The organism is Aeribacillus pallidus (assembly GCF_050478865.1).
Taxonomy (GTDB): Bacteria; Bacillota; Bacilli; order Bacillales; family JACDOC01; genus JACDOC01.
Genome location: NZ_JBCNBW010000048.1, coordinates 1 through 18,474, shown reverse-complemented (window position 1 = coordinate 18,474; position 18,474 = coordinate 1). Strand labels below are relative to the sequence as shown.

The window sequence follows — 18,474 nt, the reverse complement described above, 5'->3', positions numbered from 1 at the left end:
TGTGAATAACTTGCTAAAAATCAACAATGACAGATAACATAGCCATTAAGAAAAAGAATTGTTTAAACGGTTGGCAAAAAGCCCCGAATATTTTCGGAGCTTTTTGTCATGTTAGTGTGGAATAAAGGGATTTTGGTAGGAAATAGGATTTTATTCGTGTTCCGTAACGATTTGCCAACGAATTCCGTATTTGTCTTCGACGCGCCCAAACATGGCCCCCCAAAAGGCTTTTTCAAATGGCATGATTACTTTACCACCTTCGGAAAGTTTGGTAAACGCGTTACGAGCTTCCTCTTCTGTTGAAAATTCTAGCGTTAAATCAAGAGCAGCTCCTCTTTCAACATCTTCTTCCGCGTCCGCCATAAAGAACGTAATCCCTGCTGCTTGAAGTACAAGATGCATTACTTTGTCTTTCAATTCTTCCGGCATATTTGGTGCTTCAGCAAACGTCAAGACGTTTACAATTTCTCCGTTTAACGCTTGTGCATAAAATTCTGCTTGTTTACGTGCGTCTTCAGAGAATATGTACGGATACAATTTAGCCATAATCTACACTCCTTTTTTTGAAAGTTCCCAAAATAGAGGGTTAATTAGATTATAGAACATACGTTCGATATTTTCAATACTTTTTTATTAAATAATTCTTTTTGTATTTTTGTCAGTATTCTCTCTTTATTTGGAAAAATCCTTTCCAATTGAGGAACAAAATTGAAAACATACAATAAACAATGTATAGTTATAATACATTTACATAAAAATAAGTATGTATTTTTTTGTTTTCATTAGATACGTAAAGGAGGTTCGACATCATGGCGACCTTACGTGAACAAGTCTCGAAAAAAAATGGATACACGTTACATGTTTTATGTACTGACCAATTTAAAACAAATACAATCGTGTGGAAAATGAAGGCACCCTTGTCTCGAGAAACCGTTACATTAAGAGCATTATTACCGCACGTGTTACAAAGTGGAACAAATAAGCTCCCTTCAACTACTGAGCTTCGTTCGTATTTAGATAATTTGTATGGGGCCAATTTATTCGTCGATTTAGCCAAAAAAGGGGAATACCATGTTATGACGTTCACCCTAGAAATCGCGAACGAAAAGTTTTTAAAAGATTCTACTCCGCTTTTAAAAAAGGGGATGGAGTTTATCACCGATTTGTTTTTCCACCCTCATACAGAAGATGGCTCCTTTCATCTGCAAACGGTTGAAAAGGAAAAACGGACATTAAAAAAACGTATTCAATCCGTATACGATGATAAAATGCGTTATTCAAGTGCTCGTTTAGTAGAAGAAATGTGTGAAACGGAACCGTATGCTCTGCAAGCGAACGGGGTTTTAGAAGATGTAGATGCCATTTGCGCTAAAACACTTTACGAATATTTTCAACAAGCGCTACAAAAGGATGAAATCGATGTTTACGTCATCGGAGATGTGCAACTAGATGAAGTTGAACAATATGCAGATGAGTTGATCTCGCTAAATGACCGGACACCAGAGCTAGTATCTCATACTTCGCCTCGTAATCGCTTAGAAGTAAAAATTGTGAAAGAACCGCAAGACGTTCAACAAGGGAAGTTAAATATCGGTTATCGGACCCATGTCACTTATCAAGATGAAGAGTATTTTGCATTACAGCTTTTTAATGGAATTTTCGGTGGTTTTTCCCACTCCAAACTATTTATGAATGTAAGGGAAAAAGCAAGTCTGGCTTATTATGCAGCAAGTCGATTGGAGAGCCACAAAGGATTAATGATGGTTATGTCTGGAATCGACGTAAAAAACTATGATCAGGCCGTTCAAATTATTGATGAACAATTACAAGCGATGAAAAAAGGGGAGTTTTCGGAAGCGGAACTCGAACAGACAAAGGCAGTTTTACAAAATCAAATTCTTGAAACAGTCGATACACCTCGAGGGATGGTAGAAATCCTTTACCATAATGTTGTCGCTCGGACCAATCGATCACTTGATGAATGGATGGAACGGATTCATCAAACAACCAAAGAAGAGATTATCGATGTTGCACAACGAGTGGAAGTAGATACGATTTACTTTTTAACAAGTTTGGAGGGAGAACAAGCGTGAAACAAATCGTTTTTGATCAATTAAAAGAAACGTTATATTATGAGAAATTACCGAACGGTTTAGATGTGTATCTTCTCCCGAAAAAAGGCTTTAATAAAACTTTCGCTACATTTACGACGAAATATGGGTCGGTAGATAATTATTTTACTCCGTTAGGAAAAAACGAGTACGTGAAAGTACCTGATGGAATTGCTCATTTCTTAGAGCACAAACTGTTTGAAAAAGCCGATGGCGATGTGTTTCAACAATTTAGTCGGCAAGGAGCTTCTGCCAACGCATTTACTTCATTTACTCGAACAGCTTACTTATTTTCAAGTACGTCAAATGTGCGTGAGAATTTAGAGACGTTAATGGATTTCGTGCAAGATCCGTATTTTTCTGACCAATCAGTAGAAAAAGAAAAAGGCATTATTGGCCAAGAAATACGTATGTATGATGATAATCCCGACTGGCGGCTTTACTTTGGCTTGATTCAAAATATGTACCATCACCATCCAGTCAAAATTGATATTGCTGGAACGGTTGAATCGATTTCCCATATTACGAAAGAATTATTATATGAGTGCTACTATACCTTCTATCATCCGAAAAACATGCTGTTATTTGTCGTTGGGGCGATTGATCCGGATGAGACGATGGAGCAAATTCGTACGAATCAAGAAAAGAAAACCTTTAAAGGGAACGGAGACGTTGAGCGATATCAGGTGGATGAACCCGTTTCTGTAGCAGAAGCATCAAAAGAATTGCGAATGAATGTGCAAACACCGAAATGTTTAATCGGAATTAAAGCGATTGACGTCCATCAATCAGGAAAAGAAATGTTAAAAAATGAATTAACGATTAATGTGATGTTAGATATGTTATTCGGAAAAAGTTCTCCAATTTATTTTGATCTATACGAAGAAGGTCTCATCGATGAAACGTTCTCCTACGATTATACCCAAGAAAACGGCTTCGGCTTTGCGATGGTCGGTGGAGATAGCGCACGTCCAGATGAATTAGTGAAAAAGCTGAAACAAGTGTTACTAGATGCGACGAACGGTAAATATTTAACTGAAGAAGGATTAGAGCGAACGAAAAAGAAAAAAATTGGTGGCTTATTACGAGCTCTCAACTCTCCTGAATTTATCGCCAACCAGTTTACACGATATGCGTTTAATGATATGAATTTATTTGATGTTGTCCCAACCCTCGAAGAAATTACGTTTGCCGACATTCAAGCGGTAACGAAGCGTTTTGTAGAAGAAGAGCGTATGACCGCATGTTATGTGTTACCAAAAAACGGAACTAGTTAAATCGCTGAATTGGTTCAGCGATTTTTTCTTGAGAAAGGATGAAAGAAAGTTATGAAATTTGCCTTAATCACAGGGGCGAGCGGTGGAATCGGTCAAGCAATTGCTATACAGCTAGCTCAGGAAGGGTGGAATTTATACCTACATTACCATCGACAAAAACATGTGATTGAAAAACTAACAGAACAATTAGCACCCTTTAAAGGAGAATATATTCCCGTTTGCGGGGATTTAAGTACAAAAGAAGGTGTATCACACGTTCTTAATCAATTGTTTACCGTTGATGCACTTGTCTATGCTGCTGGAAATGCACCGTACGGATTGCTTGTTGACATGGATGATGACACGATTGAACGTACGATTGAGGTACACGTTTTGAGCCCACTACGTCTCGTTCGCTGTTTGTTACCAAAAATGAAAAATGGGAATATCGTATTCATCAGTTCCATTTGGGGACAGACGGGAGCCGCGTGCGAGGTTGTTTACTCTACTGTTAAAGGCGCTCAAATTTCATTTGTGAAAGCGTTAGCGAAAGAAGTGGCATCTCAAGGAGTTCGCGTCAATGCAGTTGCACCAGGAGCTGTTCAAACGAACATGCTTCAAGCATTTACCGAAGACGAATTACGTGCACTAGAAGAAGAAATTCCTTTGGGTCGCTTAGCCAAACCGGAGGAAGTCGCTCAAGCGGTTTCTTATTTATTAAGTGAGCGTGCGTCATACATTACGGGGCATATTCTTTCGGTCAATGGTGGATGGTATACATAACTTTTTCTAAATAGGGAATGCATATTTTTAACTTCCTGTCACAAACTAACGTTGACACCGGAAAAGGAGGTTAATTACAATGTCTGTTTTAGATAACTGGCAACAATGGAAACATTTTTTAGGTGATCGCCTCGAGCAAGCAGAAAAAGCAGGTATGTCAGAACAAGTTATTTCTGACCTCGCGTATCAAATTGGTGATTATTTAGCTAACAAAGTGCAACCAAAAAACGAACAAGAAAAAGTATTAGCTGATTTATGGTCGGTAGCGAGTGAACAAGAGCAGCACACACTCGCCAACATGATGGTTCGACTTGTTCAAAACGATCAATAAACTTATCTATATTTATTTAAAGTAAGCGTAAGAATTCTTATGCTTACTTTTTTTATGAAAATGATTGAGGAAATTTTGATAAATGAACAAAATTAGTTAATTTTATAACAATTTCTTTATTTTTCATGTTTTTCTTTTCTCTTATCATAAAATCATATATGATAGACACTAGATGAGTATTTTTATCTATAAGCAACCTAACAGTAAATTGAAGGAATTAATTGGAGGGTGACGGATGGAAAAACAAGAATGGTATTTAGAATATGAAATTCAAAAAAACCGTCCAGGATTGTTAGGCGATATTTCATCCCTGTTAGGTATGCTTTCTATTAATATCGTCACCATTAACGGGGTGGATGAAGGACGTCGAGGCCTGTTATTGTTAGCTGATAGTGAGAAGCAAATTATTCGTTTAGAATCAATATTACAAACAATGGATACGATAAAAATAACAAAGCTTCGTGAACCAAAACTAAGGGATCGCCTAGCTGTTCGCCATGGAAGGTACATACAGCGTGACGCCGATGATAAAAAAACGTTTTGTTTTGTGCGGGATGAATTAGGACTATTAGTCGATTTTTTGGCTGAGCTATTTAAACAAGAGGGGCACAAATTAATTGGGATACGGGGGATGCCTAGAGTCGGAAAAACCGAATCGCTCGTTGCCGCTAGTGTTTGTGCCAATAAACGATGGTTATTCGTTTCTTCGACCTTGTTAAAACAAACCATCCGTAACCAACTCATCGAAGACGAATACAATGCGGAAAATATTTTCATTTTGGACGGAGTCGTATCCACACAAAGGGCCAATGAACGTCATTGGCAACTCGTTCGGGAAATTATGCGGTTACCGGCTGTAAAAGTCGTCGAACATCCTGATGTTTTTGTCATGAATTCGGAATATTCAATGGATGATTTCGACTACATTATTGAGCTTCGAAATGACCCTGACGAAGAAATTACATACGATTTAGTGCAAAAAAATCATCTTTTTAATAATAATGATTTTTGTGGATTTGATTTTTAATAGTGGAAGGTGTTTATCTTGACGGAATTAGGACTTCGATTACAAGAAGCACGAAAGGAAAAAGGATTGTCTATTGAAGATGTTGCGGAGATAACGAAAATTCAAAAGCGTTATTTAATTGGACTTGAAGAAGGAAATTATGATATTATTCCCGGTAAGTTTTACGTTCGGGCATTTATTAAGCAATATGCGGAAGCGGTTGGACTTGATCCTGACCAAATTTTTGAAGAATATCAAAACGAAATTCCAAGTGCCATCCATGATGAGTTGCCTTCTCAACTCTCTCGGGTTCAATCACGAAAGAAACTTTCACCTGGATCATCTAAGTGGGTGGAGTGGGCTCCAAAAGCGTTGATTGGATTATTTATTGTAGGTGCTCTCGTACTTGTCTATTATCTCGTCCAAAAGTACGCAGGTTCTTCTCCAGATGTAGTGGAAGAAGATCCGGCTTATCAAGATCGAGTCAATATTGAACAAGCAAACGGAGCCGATTTACCTGTTGAAAGTATTGACCAAGAGGAAGAAGAAAATAACGAAGAAGACCAACAAGCTGATGAACCTGAAGAAGTGGTTGAAGAACCGAAGCAAGAATTGAACGTTTTGGAAACGAAGGGGTCGTCAACCACATATGAACTAGTGAATACGGACACGTTTGAATTAACAATTAATTCGTTAGGTGAAACATGGGTTGAAGTATATGATTCAAATAATAAACAATTACTTGGGGAAACATTAGTCCAATCCCCGAAAAGCCCAAATCAAAAACAAAGCGTCACGTTTGATATGTCAAATGAAAAACAAGTCCGTATTCGCATCGGACGGGCACCGGATACGGAAATTCAAGTAAATGGTGAGCCGTTACAATATGCGATATCACCAACAGAACGAGATGTTCAAACAATTACAATCACATTTACTCCACCAACAGAGTAGCTTTGTAGTTGGTAGCTCAAGTTTCTGAGCTACCTTTTCTCACGTCTTGATTTTTATGATGGAAGTATGATAGTATTTGCCTAAAAAAGAGAGACTACCAATGTTTGGGGGTTATGGATTTGAACTTGCCAAATAAGATTACGATTTCACGTATATTATTAATTCCCCTCTTTTTATTGTTTATGTTAGTGGATTTTCAATGGGGGACTGTCGATTGGTTTAATGAATTGATTCCGGTCGAACATATCATCGGTGCCTTGATTTTTATCATCGCTTCGACGACCGATTGGATTGATGGGTATTACGCACGAAAATATCATTTAGTTACAAATTTAGGGAAATTTTTAGACCCGTTAGCTGATAAACTTCTCGTTTCAAGTGCATTAATTGTTCTTGTCGAACTTGGATTTGCTCCGTCGTGGATCGTTATTGTTATCATAAGTCGTGAATTCGCAGTAACCGGTTTACGCCTTGTCCTTGCGGGTGAAGGGGAAGTGGTTGCGGCCAATATGCTTGGAAAAATTAAAACGTGGACGCAAATTGTTGCGATTTCCGCGTTATTATTACATAACATTCCGTTTTCAAGCATCTCGTTTCCGTTTGCGGACATTGTGCTTTGGGTAGCCACTTTCTTCACCATTTGGTCAGGTTGGGATTATTTTTATAAAAACCGTCACGTTTTTCGCCATTCCAAGTAAGGATGGAGGCTAATTCGAATGAATGCTGAAATTATTGCCGTTGGTTCTGAACTACTGTTAGGCCAAATTGTGAACACGAACGCCCGATTTTTGTCCGAACGGCTAGCTGAAATTGGAGTGAATGTGTATTTTCATACCGTCGTTGGTGATAATCCTAATCGGTTACAACGAGTCATTGAGGAAGCGGAACGCCGAGCAAATCTAATCATATTCACGGGAGGCCTTGGCCCAACGAAAGACGATTTGACCAAGGAAACCATTGCGAAACATTTAGGGAAAAAATTAATCATGGACGAACAGGCTTTGGCAGTGATTTCCTCCTATTTCCAAAAAGTGAAACGTCCAATGACGGAAAACAATAAAAAACAAGCCCTTGTTCTTGAAGGGTGTCGCGTATTGCCAAATGATGTTGGAATGGCACCGGGAATGTTTCTTACTCATCAGGGGCGTTCATACATGCTTCTTCCAGGGCCGCCGAAAGAAATGGAACCAATGTTTACTCAATACGGGTTGCCGGCAATTAAGGAGCAGTTGCAATCCAATGAACAAATCGTCTCACGAGTGCTCCGATTTTTCGGAATTGGTGAGGCACAGTTAGAAACAGAGATTGCTGATTTTATTGACCAACAAAGCAATCCTACGATTGCCCCACTAGCGAAAGACGGTGAAGTAACGCTTCGGTTAACAGCGAAAACCACTTCTTTAGAGGAAGCAAATCGGCTCATAGACGAAGTGGAGCAAATGATACGAGCTCGTGTGGGGAAATATCTGTACGGGTATAATGAGACGTCATTAATGGAGCAGACGGTCCGACAATTGAAGGAACAAAACTGTACAATTGCGTGTGCTGAAAGCTTGACAGCCGGCTTATTTCAAGCAGAACTCGCCAGTATTTCTGGGGTAAGCGAAATTTTTAAAGGGGGCGTCGTTTGTTACTCGAACGAAGCGAAAGTGAATGCAGTTGGCGTTCAAAAAGAAACCATTGTAAACGAAGGTGCCGTTAGTGAAGCGTGTGCGAAAGAATTAGCCGAGCGGATTCGAGAGCAATTCAATGCAACAATCGGCATTAGTTTTACCGGTGTTGCCGGTCCTGCTTCACTGGAAGGAAAACCTCCTGGAACGGTTTGGATTGGGATCTCTAATAAGAAAGAAGGGACAACCGCCTATCAATTGCAATTAGTGGGAAATCGAAATAGCATTCGCTCCCGAGCAGTGAAATATGGTTGTTATTATTTATTAAAAAAACTAGGTAAATAACCATAGCGGCCAATTGAATGGTCGCTTTTTTACTTTTTGGTGAGTGTTGTTAAGAGAAGAAAACGGTAACTAAGGGTAATTTTGAATGGGAATGAGTAAATCTACTCGAATATGAGAAAAATTTCATAGGTTAAGAGAAAAAATTCGGAAGTTAAGAGCAAAAATCGGGTAAATATGAGCAAAAACTGGAATTATGAGCCAATAATGCTGGTTATGAGCAATTACTGCAAGTTAAGAGTAAAAACCGCAAAGATAAGAGTAATAACCGGGAAGTATGAGCCAAAACCACTTGTTATGAGCAATAACTGCAAGTTAAGAGCAAAACCCGGAAGTTAAGAGTAAAAAATCGCAAGTTATGAGAAAAAAACAGAAATTAAGAGCAAAAATCGGGAAGGTAAGAGAAATAACCGGGTAGTATGAGCAAATACCGGAATTATGAGCAAAACCCGCTAGTTATGAGCACTAACTGCAAGTTAAGAGCAAAACCCGGAAGTTAAGAGAAAAAAATCGCAAGTTATGAGAAAAAAACCAGAAATTAAGAGCAAAAATCGGGAAGGTAAGAGAAATAACCGGGTAGTATGAGCAAATACCGGAATTATGAGCAAAACCCGCTAGTTATGAGCAATAACTGTAAGTTAAGAGCAAAACCCGGAAGTTAAGAGTAAAAAATCGCAAGTTATGAGAAAAAAACCGGAAATTAAGAGCAAAAATCGGGAAGGTAAGAGAAATAACTGGGTAGTATGATCAAATACCGGAATTATGAGCAAAAATCCGATAGTTATGAGCAAAACCCGCTAGTTATGAGCACTAACTGCAAGTTAAGAGCAAAACCCGGAAGTTAAGAGTAAAAAATCACAAGTTATGAGAAAAAAAACTGGAAGTTAAGAGCAAAAACCGGGAAGGTAAGAGAAATAACCGGGTAGTATGAGCAAAAACCGGAATTATGAGCCAAAACCACTTGTTATGAGTAATAACTGCAAGTTAAGAGCAAAACCCGAAAGTTAAGAGTAAAAAATCGCAAGTTATGAGAAAAAAACCGGAAGTTATGAGCAAAAATTCGGAGGTTAAGAGCAAAACCCGCTAGTTATGAGCAAAAAACGGAAGTTAAGAGCAAAAACCCGATAATTATGAGTAAAAAGCCTAACAAATAAGCAATTCACAAAAAAAGCTAAGACTTTTATTTGACTTTTCAGATATTTATTAAAAAAAAGAATCCCAATAAAATTTTTCTACATTTTTATGCATGTTGTTCCTAAAATTCTCATTTGAAGTTATATAATGGAAAAAAACAATCGAATAAATGTTCGATTTTTTACTTGGCAAATGCAAAAAAAACGTTTATAGTAAAGATAGGTTCAGTTTTGAGATGATACCCGCATGCGGGATGAAATAAAGGAGGAACTAGAGTGAGTGATCGTCAAGCGGCCTTAGAAATGGCATTGAAACAAATTGAAAAGCAATTTGGTAAAGGGTCCATTATGAAGCTAGGGGAACAATCCGAGCGGAAAATTTCAACTGTACCGAGCGGTTCGCTAGCTTTAGATGTGGCTTTAGGTGTTGGGGGGTACCCTCGTGGGCGTATTATCGAAATTTACGGTCCTGAAAGTTCAGGTAAAACAACGGTAGCTCTTCATGCCATTGCAGAAGTTCAAGCGCTAGGTGGACAAGCGGCTTTTATCGATGCAGAGCACGCATTAGACCCTGTGTATGCACAAAAGCTTGGAGTTAATATTGATGAGCTTTTACTTTCTCAGCCGGATACTGGAGAGCAAGCGCTAGAAATTGCAGAAGCACTTGTACGAAGTGGAGCTGTCGACATTATCGTCATCGACTCAGTCGCTGCGCTTGTACCGAAAGCAGAAATTGAAGGTGAGATGGGAGATTCCCACGTAGGTTTACAAGCACGCCTAATGTCCCAAGCGTTGCGTAAACTTTCCGGTGCGATTAACAAATCAAAGACGATTGCTATTTTCATTAACCAAATTCGTGAAAAAGTAGGTGTCATGTTTGGTAACCCTGAAACGACACCTGGTGGACGCGCATTAAAATTCTATTCTTCTGTTCGCTTAGAAGTACGTCGTGCCGAACAATTAAAACAAGGAAACGATATGGTTGGTAATAAAACGAAAATTAAAGTCGTAAAAAACAAGGTGGCGCCTCCATTCCGTACAGCTGATGTCGATATTATGTACGGAGAAGGAATTTCTAAAGAGGGCGAAATTATTGATATGGGATCAGAACTTGACATTATTCAAAAGAGCGGTTCATGGTATTCTTACGGAGAAGAGCGCCTCGGACAAGGACGTGAAAACGCAAAGCAATTCTTGAAAGAAAATCCAGACCTTTGCCATGAAATCATGATGAAAATTCGTGAGCATTATGGATTAGAAACCCCTACTTCTGCTGAAGAAGGAGAACAATTTGAACTCTTAGAAGAATAAATTGTCTGACCCTATAAGACATTCTAAAAATGGATGACGTATTTCGTCATCCTTTTCGTTTATATTGGAATCATTGTTCGATTGATCAACGATGTTTCAAGAAAAATACCAGCTGTTTCTATAGGGGGAAAAATGCAAGTGATGAAAATAAGTGGAAATAAAGGGGATTCGTGCAAGGAGTTTCACTTGACAAGAAAATACCACAGTTTTAAAATTAGTATGTATATTTGACATTTTTTTCGAATATGAAACATGCCTTTGCGCTGTATATTGACCATGAACAATGTACCAGCCGACATGTGTAAAACATGACAGAAGTTCATAGCAAGAAGGAGGTGAATGCGATGGGTGGAACGGACAACATCATCTCCATTTTGCTTGGCCTAATCGTCGGTGTAGTTGTTGGTTATTTCATTCGAAAAATCCTTGCTGAACAAAAGATTGCTGGGGCGAAAAGTGCAGCGGAACAAATACTAGATGATGCTAAGCGCGAGGCGGAAGCATTAAAAAAGGAAGCCCTATTAGAAGCAAAGGATGAGATTCATAAACTTCGTACAGAAACGGAAATAGAACTTCGTGAACGAAGAAACGAATTGCAAAAACAAGAAAATCGTTTATTGCAAAAAGAAGAGAACCTCGATCGAAAAGATGAAACGCTAGATAAACGGGAAGCGGCATTAGAAAAGAAAGAGGAATCTCTGAACGAAAGACAACAACATATTGAAGAGATGGAAAGCAAAGTGGACGAGATGGTACGTACACAGCAAGCTGAACTGGAGCGCATCTCGGGTCTCACTCGCGAAGAAGCAAAAACTATTATTCTAGAGCGTGTCGAACAAGAATTAGCCCACGATATTGCCGTGATGATTAAAGAACAAGAAACGCGGGCGAAAGAAGAAGCGGATAAAAAAGCGAAAGAAATTCTTTCCCTAGCGATTCAGCGTTGTGCGGCGGAACATGTGGCCGAAACAACCGTATCCGTTGTCAACTTACCAAACGATGAAATGAAAGGTCGCATTATCGGGCGAGAAGGTCGAAACATTCGCACGTTAGAGACGTTAACAGGTATTGATTTAATTATTGATGATACGCCAGAAGCGGTGATTTTATCTGGATTTGATCCAATTCGTCGCGAAACGGCTCGAATTGCCCTTGAAAAACTAGTTCAGGACGGACGTATTCATCCAGCGCGAATTGAAGAAATGGTGGATAAGGCTCGGCGAGAAGTGGATGAACACATTCGTGAAATTGGTGAACAAACATCTTTTGAAGTTGGAGTTCACGGGCTTCATCCAGATTTAATCAAGATACTAGGGCGTTTGAAGTTCCGTACAAGTTACGGACAAAACGTTCTTAAACATTCGATGGAAGTAGCTTATTTAGCCGGTCTTTTAGCAGCCGAATTAGGTGAGGATGAAACGCTTGCGAGACGTGCTGGTTTGCTTCATGATATCGGTAAAGCCGTCGACCATGAAGTTGAAGGTAGCCACGTAGAAATTGGGGTGGAATTAGCAACGAAATATAAAGAACACCCTGTCGTGATTAATAGTATTGCTTCCCACCATGGTGATACAGAACCAACGTCCATCATTGCTGTTCTTGTGGCCGCAGCCGATGCGTTGTCGGCAGCACGTCCAGGTGCACGTAGTGAGACGTTAGAGAATTACATTCGCCGTCTAGAAAAACTTGAAGAAATTTCTGAATCCTATGATGGCGTAGAAAAATCATACGCCATTCAAGCAGGTAGGGAAGTACGTATCATAGTAAAACCAGAGCAAATCGATGATCTTGAAGCACATCGTCTGGCTCGTGACATCCGTAAACGCATTGAAGAAGAACTTGATTATCCTGGTCATATTAAAGTTACAGTCATCCGTGAAACGAGAGCTGTTGAATACGCAAAATAAAACGGTGGATTTCCACCGTTTTATTTTATACATAGGCTCTACCCTAAAATAACTGTAGATAACTTTTACTGTTATTTCATTCATCGATGTGCCAATGGCAATTGGCATGAATGTCTGTTAAACGATACTGTTGATATTCATACATTACGCTTGTGGCGGACGCTTTCCGCGGGCAAGCCGGAAGCCGCATCCTTCGCTTCGCTCAAGTAAGGGTCTTGCGGCTTCTTGTTCCCGCTGGAGTCGCTGCCTTTCGCTTCATGTCTTGCTAAAAATCAACAATGACATATAACATAGCCTATACATAAATAGATGAGCATAGTGAAACTTGTTACAATTATGTTACAATAAAAAAGAAAAAACTGTAGAAAGGGCATTTACATGAAAATTCTATTCGTCGGAGATGTGGTTGGATCTCCTGGCCGTGAGATGGTAAAAGAATATGTTCCACGATTAAAGGAAAAATATCGTCCTGATGTAACGGTCATCAATGGTGAAAATGCGGCAGGAGGACGTGGTATTACGGAAAAAATTTACCGACAATTATTAGACGTTGGAGCACACGTCATTACCCTTGGAAATCATGCTTGGGATAATAAAGAAATCTTTGAATTTATTGATGACGCTAAATATCTTGTACGTCCAGCAAATTTTCCTGAAGGAACACCAGGAGTAGGGATGCAATTTGTGAAAGTGAACGGAATAGAAGTAGCGGTCATCAATTTACAAGGGCGGACGTTTATGCCAGCTCTCAACGACCCATTTGTCGTAGCTGACCGGTTAGTTACCGTTGCTAAAGAACGAACACCAATTATTTTTGTTGATTTTCACGCGGAAGCAACGAGCGAAAAACAAGCGATGGGCTGGTACTTGGATGGAAAAGTGTCAGCGGTTATAGGAACGCATACGCATGTTCAAACGGCTGATAACCGTATTTTACCGAATGGAACGGCATATTTGACAGATGTGGGGATGACGGGTCCTTACGATGAGATATTAGGAATGGAACGTACAGCAGTTATCCGGAAGTTTTTAACGAGCTTACCGGTTCGGTTTGAAGTACCGAAAGAAGGTCGCAGACAGCTTAGTGCTTGCCTCATTCATGTAGACGATAAAACGGGGAAGGCAACGCAAATCAACCGAATTTTAATTAACGACGACCATCCGTTTATTTCTGAATAAAAAAGGTTCCTCCAAAATTTTGTCCAAGCAGGCATATGTCCGGAGATGGGTGAATATAGTAGCAATGGAATCGTTTCTACCATATGTGTCACTCTTAATGGACATTCGGTATGGGGAAAATGACAAGGAGGAACAAAAATGGAAATATTAAAAGTTTCAGCAAAATCTAATCCGAATTCTGTAGCTGGTGCACTTGCCGGTGTTCTTCGTGAAAGGGGAGCTGCTGAGATTCAAGCGATTGGAGCTGGTGCCCTCAATCAAGCGGTTAAAGCGGTAGCCATTGCGAGAGGTTTTGTAGCTCCAAGTGGTGTAGATTTAATTTGTATTCCTGCTTTTACTGATATTCAAATTGAAGGGGAAGAACGTACCGCTATTAAATTGATCGTGGAACCGCGGTAGGTTACCCCTGACAGGTGCCTGTTTGCGGAATGCAAACAGGCATTTTTTAAGGTATTTTTTGAACTAGTTGATATATGTATTTCAAAAGGAATATAGCCATGTTGTTGAATGGTTACAAAAACTTAGAAAGTAAAAAAATAGCGCAAATTGATTGAACTGGGAAGAGGGGAAAAGGATGACTACACAAACATACCCAATTTTTGACGCCCATTGTGATGTACTTTTTCAAATGTACAAAGATCCCACCTATCGATTTCACCAAGGAGAGCAGATGCATGTCACCTATCCTCAGCTTGTAGAAGCGGGGGCAAAAGTCCAATGTTTTGCTATATTCGTTCCCCATGATGTTCATCCACATGACCGATTTCAAATCGCGTTACAAATGGTGGATGATTTTTATGAAAAAGTGTTACGGCCGTGCCCAAACTTGAAACTTGTTCGATCAAAAGGTGATATCGAATCGTTACAGGATCATGAAATCGGTGCCATTTTAACGCTTGAAGGGTGCGAACCGATTGAAGAGGACCTCCTAAAATTAACCACACTTTTCCGGCTTGGGGTTCGTTCGGTTGGATTAACCTGGAACTGGGCCAATGCTGTGGCAGATGGAGCATTAGAACCCCGAGGGGCAGGACTAACGTCATTCGGCCGACAAGTGTTAGATGTCATGAATCAGTGGAATATATGGACGGATGTTTCTCATTTATGTGAACGAGCGTTTTGGGATGTCATCGAAATCGCCAAGCAGCCAGTGGCCACCCATTCCAATTGTGCAACCATCACACCTCATCCCCGGAATTTAAAAGACGGGCAAATTCGTGCTCTTATCGAAGCAGATGGTGTCATTGGTGTAACGTTTGTTCCGCATTTTTTACGAACAGATGGAAGAGCAACGATTGATGATGTGTTAAGACATGTAGAGCATATTTGTTCACTTGGAGGAGAAAACCATCTCGGTTTTGGGTCGGACTTTGATGGTATCGATTCTCCGACTTTAGGCTTAGAATCGTATCGTTATTATGACCAATTGATAAACCAATTGCTAAAGTATTATTCTGAAAGTCAAGTGGTGAAATTTTTATATCAAAACTTTGTTGACCGATTTCCAGACGAATGTTTAGGTGTATAACTTTATTTTTATACGTGCAAATGTATTTTAATTAAATCTTAAAAGCCCGAATTTATGAAGGTTAACTATGAATTTGGAATAATTTTCTGTAAATTTATACACCTCTATTTTTTTATTTTCTAGAGATTTATAGAGAAAAATGATAAACTATGTCATAGAGTTTTTGTTTAGAAGAAAGGGTGTCGTACGATGCAACAACAGCTTTCATGGAAAGTTGGCGGGCAGCAAGGTGAAGGTATTGAAAGTACCGGCGAGATTTTTTCCCTTGCTTTAAATCGCCTAGGATATTACTTATATGGTTATCGTCACTTCTCGTCCCGTATTAAAGGGGGACATACGAATAATAAAATTCGTGTAAGTACAAAACCTGTTCGGGCGATTGCTGACGATTTAGATATATTAGTGGCCTTTGATCAAGAAACAATTGATGTAAACTATAAAGAATTGCACGATAAAGGGATCATTATAGCAGATGCCAAGTTTAACCCAGAAAAACCAGAGGACACAAATGTTCGCTTATTTTCTGTACCTTTTACCGAGATTGCAACTGAACTCGGCACATCGTTAATGAAAAACATGGTCGCCATCGGAGCTACATGTGCAGTATTAAATTTAAAAATTGATCATTTTAAAGATGTCGTTCAAGAAATTTTTGGACGAAAAGGCGATCAAGTGGTTCAAAAAAATATGGAAGCCATTAAAAAAGGTTTTGAAACGATGAAGGAGCTTGTCGGTGACGAGAAAACGTTCCAATTAGCAGAAGCTGATGGAAAAAAACGAATGTTTATGATCGGAAATGATGCAATTGCACTTGGAGCTTTAGCCGGCGGAGCTCGTTTAATGGCGGCTTATCCAATTACACCAGCATCAGAAATTATGGAATACTTAATTAAAAAGCTCCCTGATGTTGGTGGTACGGTCATTCAAACCGAGGACGAAATTGCCGCAGCGACAATGGCGATTGGTGCCAACTACGGTGGAATTCGTGCGTTTACTGCATCTGCAGGTCCTGGATTGTCATTAATGATGGAAGCCATCGGTTTATCTGGTATGACAGAAACGCCGTTAGTCATTGTTGATACACAACGAGGTGGTCCTTCGACAGGACTTCCAACAAAACAAGAACAATCCGATTTAATGGCGATGATTTACGGAACGCATGGGGAAATTCCGAAAATCGTCATTGCCCCAAGTACAGCCGAAGAGGCGTTTTATGATACCGTTGAGGCATTTAACTTAGCAGAAGAGTATCAGTGTCCAGTAATTGTTTTATCCGATTTGCAGCTTTCCTTAGGTAAACAAACGGTGGAACCGCTTGACTTCAGCAAAGTGAAAATTCGCCGTGGAAAACTTGTGCAAGATGAATCAGAGCTTCCAGAATTAGAAGCTAAACAATACTTTAAACGCTATGAACTGACGGAAGATGGAATTTCCCCACGTGTCCTACCTGGAATGAAAAACGGAATTCATCATGTAACAGGTGTGGAACACGATGAAACGGGTAAACCGTCAGAGGCAGCGAAAAATCGACAAGCGCAAATGGAAAAACGAATGCGCAAATTAGCTAACGTAACAATACCAAACCCAATTGCGAAAAACGTAAAACACGAAGAACCTGATGTTTTATTTATCGGTTTTAACTCAACGCGCGGGGCGATTGAAGAAGCGATGGAACGTCTCGAGCAAGAAGGTGTAAAAGTAAACCACGCTCATATTCGTCTCATCCATCCTTTCCCAACAGCAGAACTCGCGCCGCTCATGGAAAAAGCAAAACGAGTCGTGGTCGTAGAAAACAATGCGACTGGCCAATTAGCCAATATTATTAAAATGAATGTCGGCTATGCGCAAAAAATTCAATCCATCTTAAAATTCGATGGAACCCCATTCCTGCCGCATGAAATTCATCAACGTAGCAAGGAGTTGTTGTAGATGGCTACTTTTAAAGATTTTCGTAACAATGTGAAACCGAACTGGTGTCCAGGATGCGGCGACTTCTCTGTACAAGCGGCGATTCAACGTGCGGCAGCAAACGTTGGATTAGAGCCAGAACAACTCGCCGTTGTATCAGGGATTGGTTGTTCAGGCCGTATTTCCGGTTACATTCATTCATACGGCTTTCATGGTATTCACGGTCGGGCTTTACCGATTGCCCAAGGATTAAAAATGGCCAACAAAGAATTAACGGTCATTGCATCTGGTGGTGATGGTGACGGTTTTGCGATCGGTATGGGCCATACGATTCATGCGATTCGACGCAACATTGATATTACGTACATCGTCATGGACAACCAAATTTACGGATTAACGAAAGGGCAAACATCTCCGCGTTCGGCTGCCGGTTTTAAAACAAAATCAACACCGGCAGGATCTATTGAACCAGCTCTTGCCCCAATGGAAATGGCGTTAACAGCTGGTGCGACTTTCGTTGCCCAAAGCTTCTCTTCTGATTTAAAAGAATTAACGGCGCTTATTGAAGCAGGAATCAAGCATAAAGGATTTTCCATTATTAACGTGTTTAGTCCATGTGTGACTTACAACAAAGTCAATACGTATGAATGGTTTAAAGAAAACTTAACGAAATTAAGTGATATTGAAGGGTACGACCCATCCAATCGTGAAATGGCGATGCAAACACTCATGAAACACGATGGTTTAGTAACGGGTCTTATTTATCAAAACACGTCCCAACCGTCTTACCAAGAGCTTGTTAAAGGCTATGCTGAAGAGCCGTTAGCTAAAATGGACTTACAGCTTGACGAAAAGAAATTTGAAGAACTAGTGGCCGAATTTATGTAAGAAGAAGTGTCCCTTAAAAGGGGCACTTTTTTTATTACAAGGACGTGGATTGGAATTTTTATTGTCTACTCTCTAACACTTATCAAAAATAGGCATTAAAGAGTGGACAACTGTTCAATCTAGAAGGAGAGCAGAGAATATATTACTTATATAAAGGCTATGTTATTCTTCATTGTTGATTTTTAGCAAGTTGTTCACATGAAGCCAAAGGCGGCGACTCCAGCGGG

General features: G+C 39.8%; 16 protein-coding genes. 15 read left to right on the top strand and 1 reads right to left on the bottom strand.

The window, feature by feature from the left end:
- Window positions 1-150 precede the first annotated feature (150 nt).
- Window positions 151-546: a VOC family protein gene (locus ABES52_RS11420; protein WP_429651283.1), complete on the bottom strand. Its 396-nt coding sequence runs from the start codon at window positions 544-546 to the stop codon at window positions 151-153.
- Window positions 547-809: 263 nt separating this feature from the next.
- Between ABES52_RS11420 and yfmF the strand changes: the two genes are divergently transcribed.
- From yfmF to ABES52_RS11345, 15 genes are all read left to right on the top strand, one after another.
- Window positions 810-2,093 (top strand): EF-P 5-aminopentanol modification-associated protein YfmF, encoded by a 1,284-nt coding sequence (yfmF, locus tag ABES52_RS11415; protein ID WP_429651282.1) that lies wholly within the window; start codon window positions 810-812, stop codon window positions 2,091-2,093.
- Window positions 2,090-3,388 carry an EF-P 5-aminopentanol modification-associated protein YfmH gene (gene yfmH / locus ABES52_RS11410; RefSeq protein ID WP_429651281.1) on the top strand — a complete coding sequence of 433 codons (1,299 nt, stop codon included), beginning with the start codon at window positions 2,090-2,092 and terminating at the stop codon, window positions 3,386-3,388. Before yfmF ends, yfmH begins: the two co-directional genes overlap by 4 nt.
- A gap of 51 nt (window positions 3,389-3,439) precedes the next feature.
- On the top strand, window positions 3,440-4,150 hold the full coding sequence (gene ymfI, locus ABES52_RS11405; RefSeq protein WP_429651280.1) for an elongation factor P 5-aminopentanone reductase: 711 nt from the start codon (window positions 3,440-3,442) through the stop codon (window positions 4,148-4,150).
- Between the two features lie 79 nt (window positions 4,151-4,229).
- Window positions 4,230-4,481 carry a DUF3243 domain-containing protein gene (locus tag ABES52_RS11400; protein WP_429651279.1) on the top strand — a complete coding sequence of 84 codons (252 nt, stop codon included), beginning with the start codon at window positions 4,230-4,232 and terminating at the stop codon, window positions 4,479-4,481.
- 235 nt (window positions 4,482-4,716) lie between these two features.
- Window positions 4,717-5,508, top strand: coding sequence for a DUF3388 domain-containing protein (locus tag ABES52_RS11395; RefSeq protein WP_429651278.1), 792 nt, complete (start codon window positions 4,717-4,719; stop codon window positions 5,506-5,508).
- Between the two features lie 9 nt (window positions 5,509-5,517).
- Window positions 5,518-6,441 carry a helix-turn-helix domain-containing protein gene (locus tag ABES52_RS11390; protein WP_429651277.1) on the top strand — a complete coding sequence of 308 codons (924 nt, stop codon included), beginning with the start codon at window positions 5,518-5,520 and terminating at the stop codon, window positions 6,439-6,441.
- 119 nt (window positions 6,442-6,560) lie between these two features.
- Entirely contained in the window at window positions 6,561-7,139 is a 579-nt protein-coding gene (gene pgsA, locus ABES52_RS11385; RefSeq protein ID WP_429651276.1) for a CDP-diacylglycerol--glycerol-3-phosphate 3-phosphatidyltransferase, read from the top strand.
- A gap of 18 nt (window positions 7,140-7,157) precedes the next feature.
- Window positions 7,158-8,396, top strand: a complete 1,239-nt coding sequence (locus tag ABES52_RS11380) for a competence/damage-inducible protein A (protein WP_429651275.1) — start codon at window positions 7,158-7,160, stop codon at window positions 8,394-8,396.
- Between the two features lie 1,406 nt (window positions 8,397-9,802).
- Window positions 9,803-10,837: a recombinase RecA gene (recA, locus tag ABES52_RS11375; protein WP_429651274.1), complete on the top strand. Its 1,035-nt coding sequence runs from the start codon at window positions 9,803-9,805 to the stop codon at window positions 10,835-10,837.
- A 344-nt stretch (window positions 10,838-11,181) separates the two neighbouring features.
- Window positions 11,182-12,744 carry a ribonuclease Y gene (gene rny, locus ABES52_RS11370; RefSeq protein WP_429651273.1) on the top strand — a complete coding sequence of 521 codons (1,563 nt, stop codon included), beginning with the start codon at window positions 11,182-11,184 and terminating at the stop codon, window positions 12,742-12,744.
- Window positions 12,745-13,122: 378 nt separating this feature from the next.
- Window positions 13,123-13,923, top strand: coding sequence for a TIGR00282 family metallophosphoesterase (locus ABES52_RS11365; RefSeq protein ID WP_429651272.1), 801 nt, complete (start codon window positions 13,123-13,125; stop codon window positions 13,921-13,923).
- A gap of 138 nt (window positions 13,924-14,061) precedes the next feature.
- Window positions 14,062-14,322, top strand: a complete 261-nt coding sequence (gene spoVS / locus ABES52_RS11360) for a stage V sporulation protein SpoVS (protein ID WP_003352407.1) — start codon at window positions 14,062-14,064, stop codon at window positions 14,320-14,322.
- Window positions 14,323-14,497: 175 nt separating this feature from the next.
- Window positions 14,498-15,451 (top strand): dipeptidase, encoded by a 954-nt coding sequence (locus ABES52_RS11355; RefSeq protein ID WP_429651271.1) that lies wholly within the window; start codon window positions 14,498-14,500, stop codon window positions 15,449-15,451.
- Between the two features lie 189 nt (window positions 15,452-15,640).
- Window positions 15,641-17,380 (top strand): 2-oxoacid:acceptor oxidoreductase subunit alpha, encoded by a 1,740-nt coding sequence (locus ABES52_RS11350; protein ID WP_429651270.1) that lies wholly within the window; start codon window positions 15,641-15,643, stop codon window positions 17,378-17,380.
- Window positions 17,381-18,247 carry a 2-oxoacid:ferredoxin oxidoreductase subunit beta gene (locus ABES52_RS11345; protein WP_429651269.1) on the top strand — a complete coding sequence of 289 codons (867 nt, stop codon included), beginning with the start codon at window positions 17,381-17,383 and terminating at the stop codon, window positions 18,245-18,247.
- Window positions 18,248-18,474: the final 227 nt, after the last annotated feature.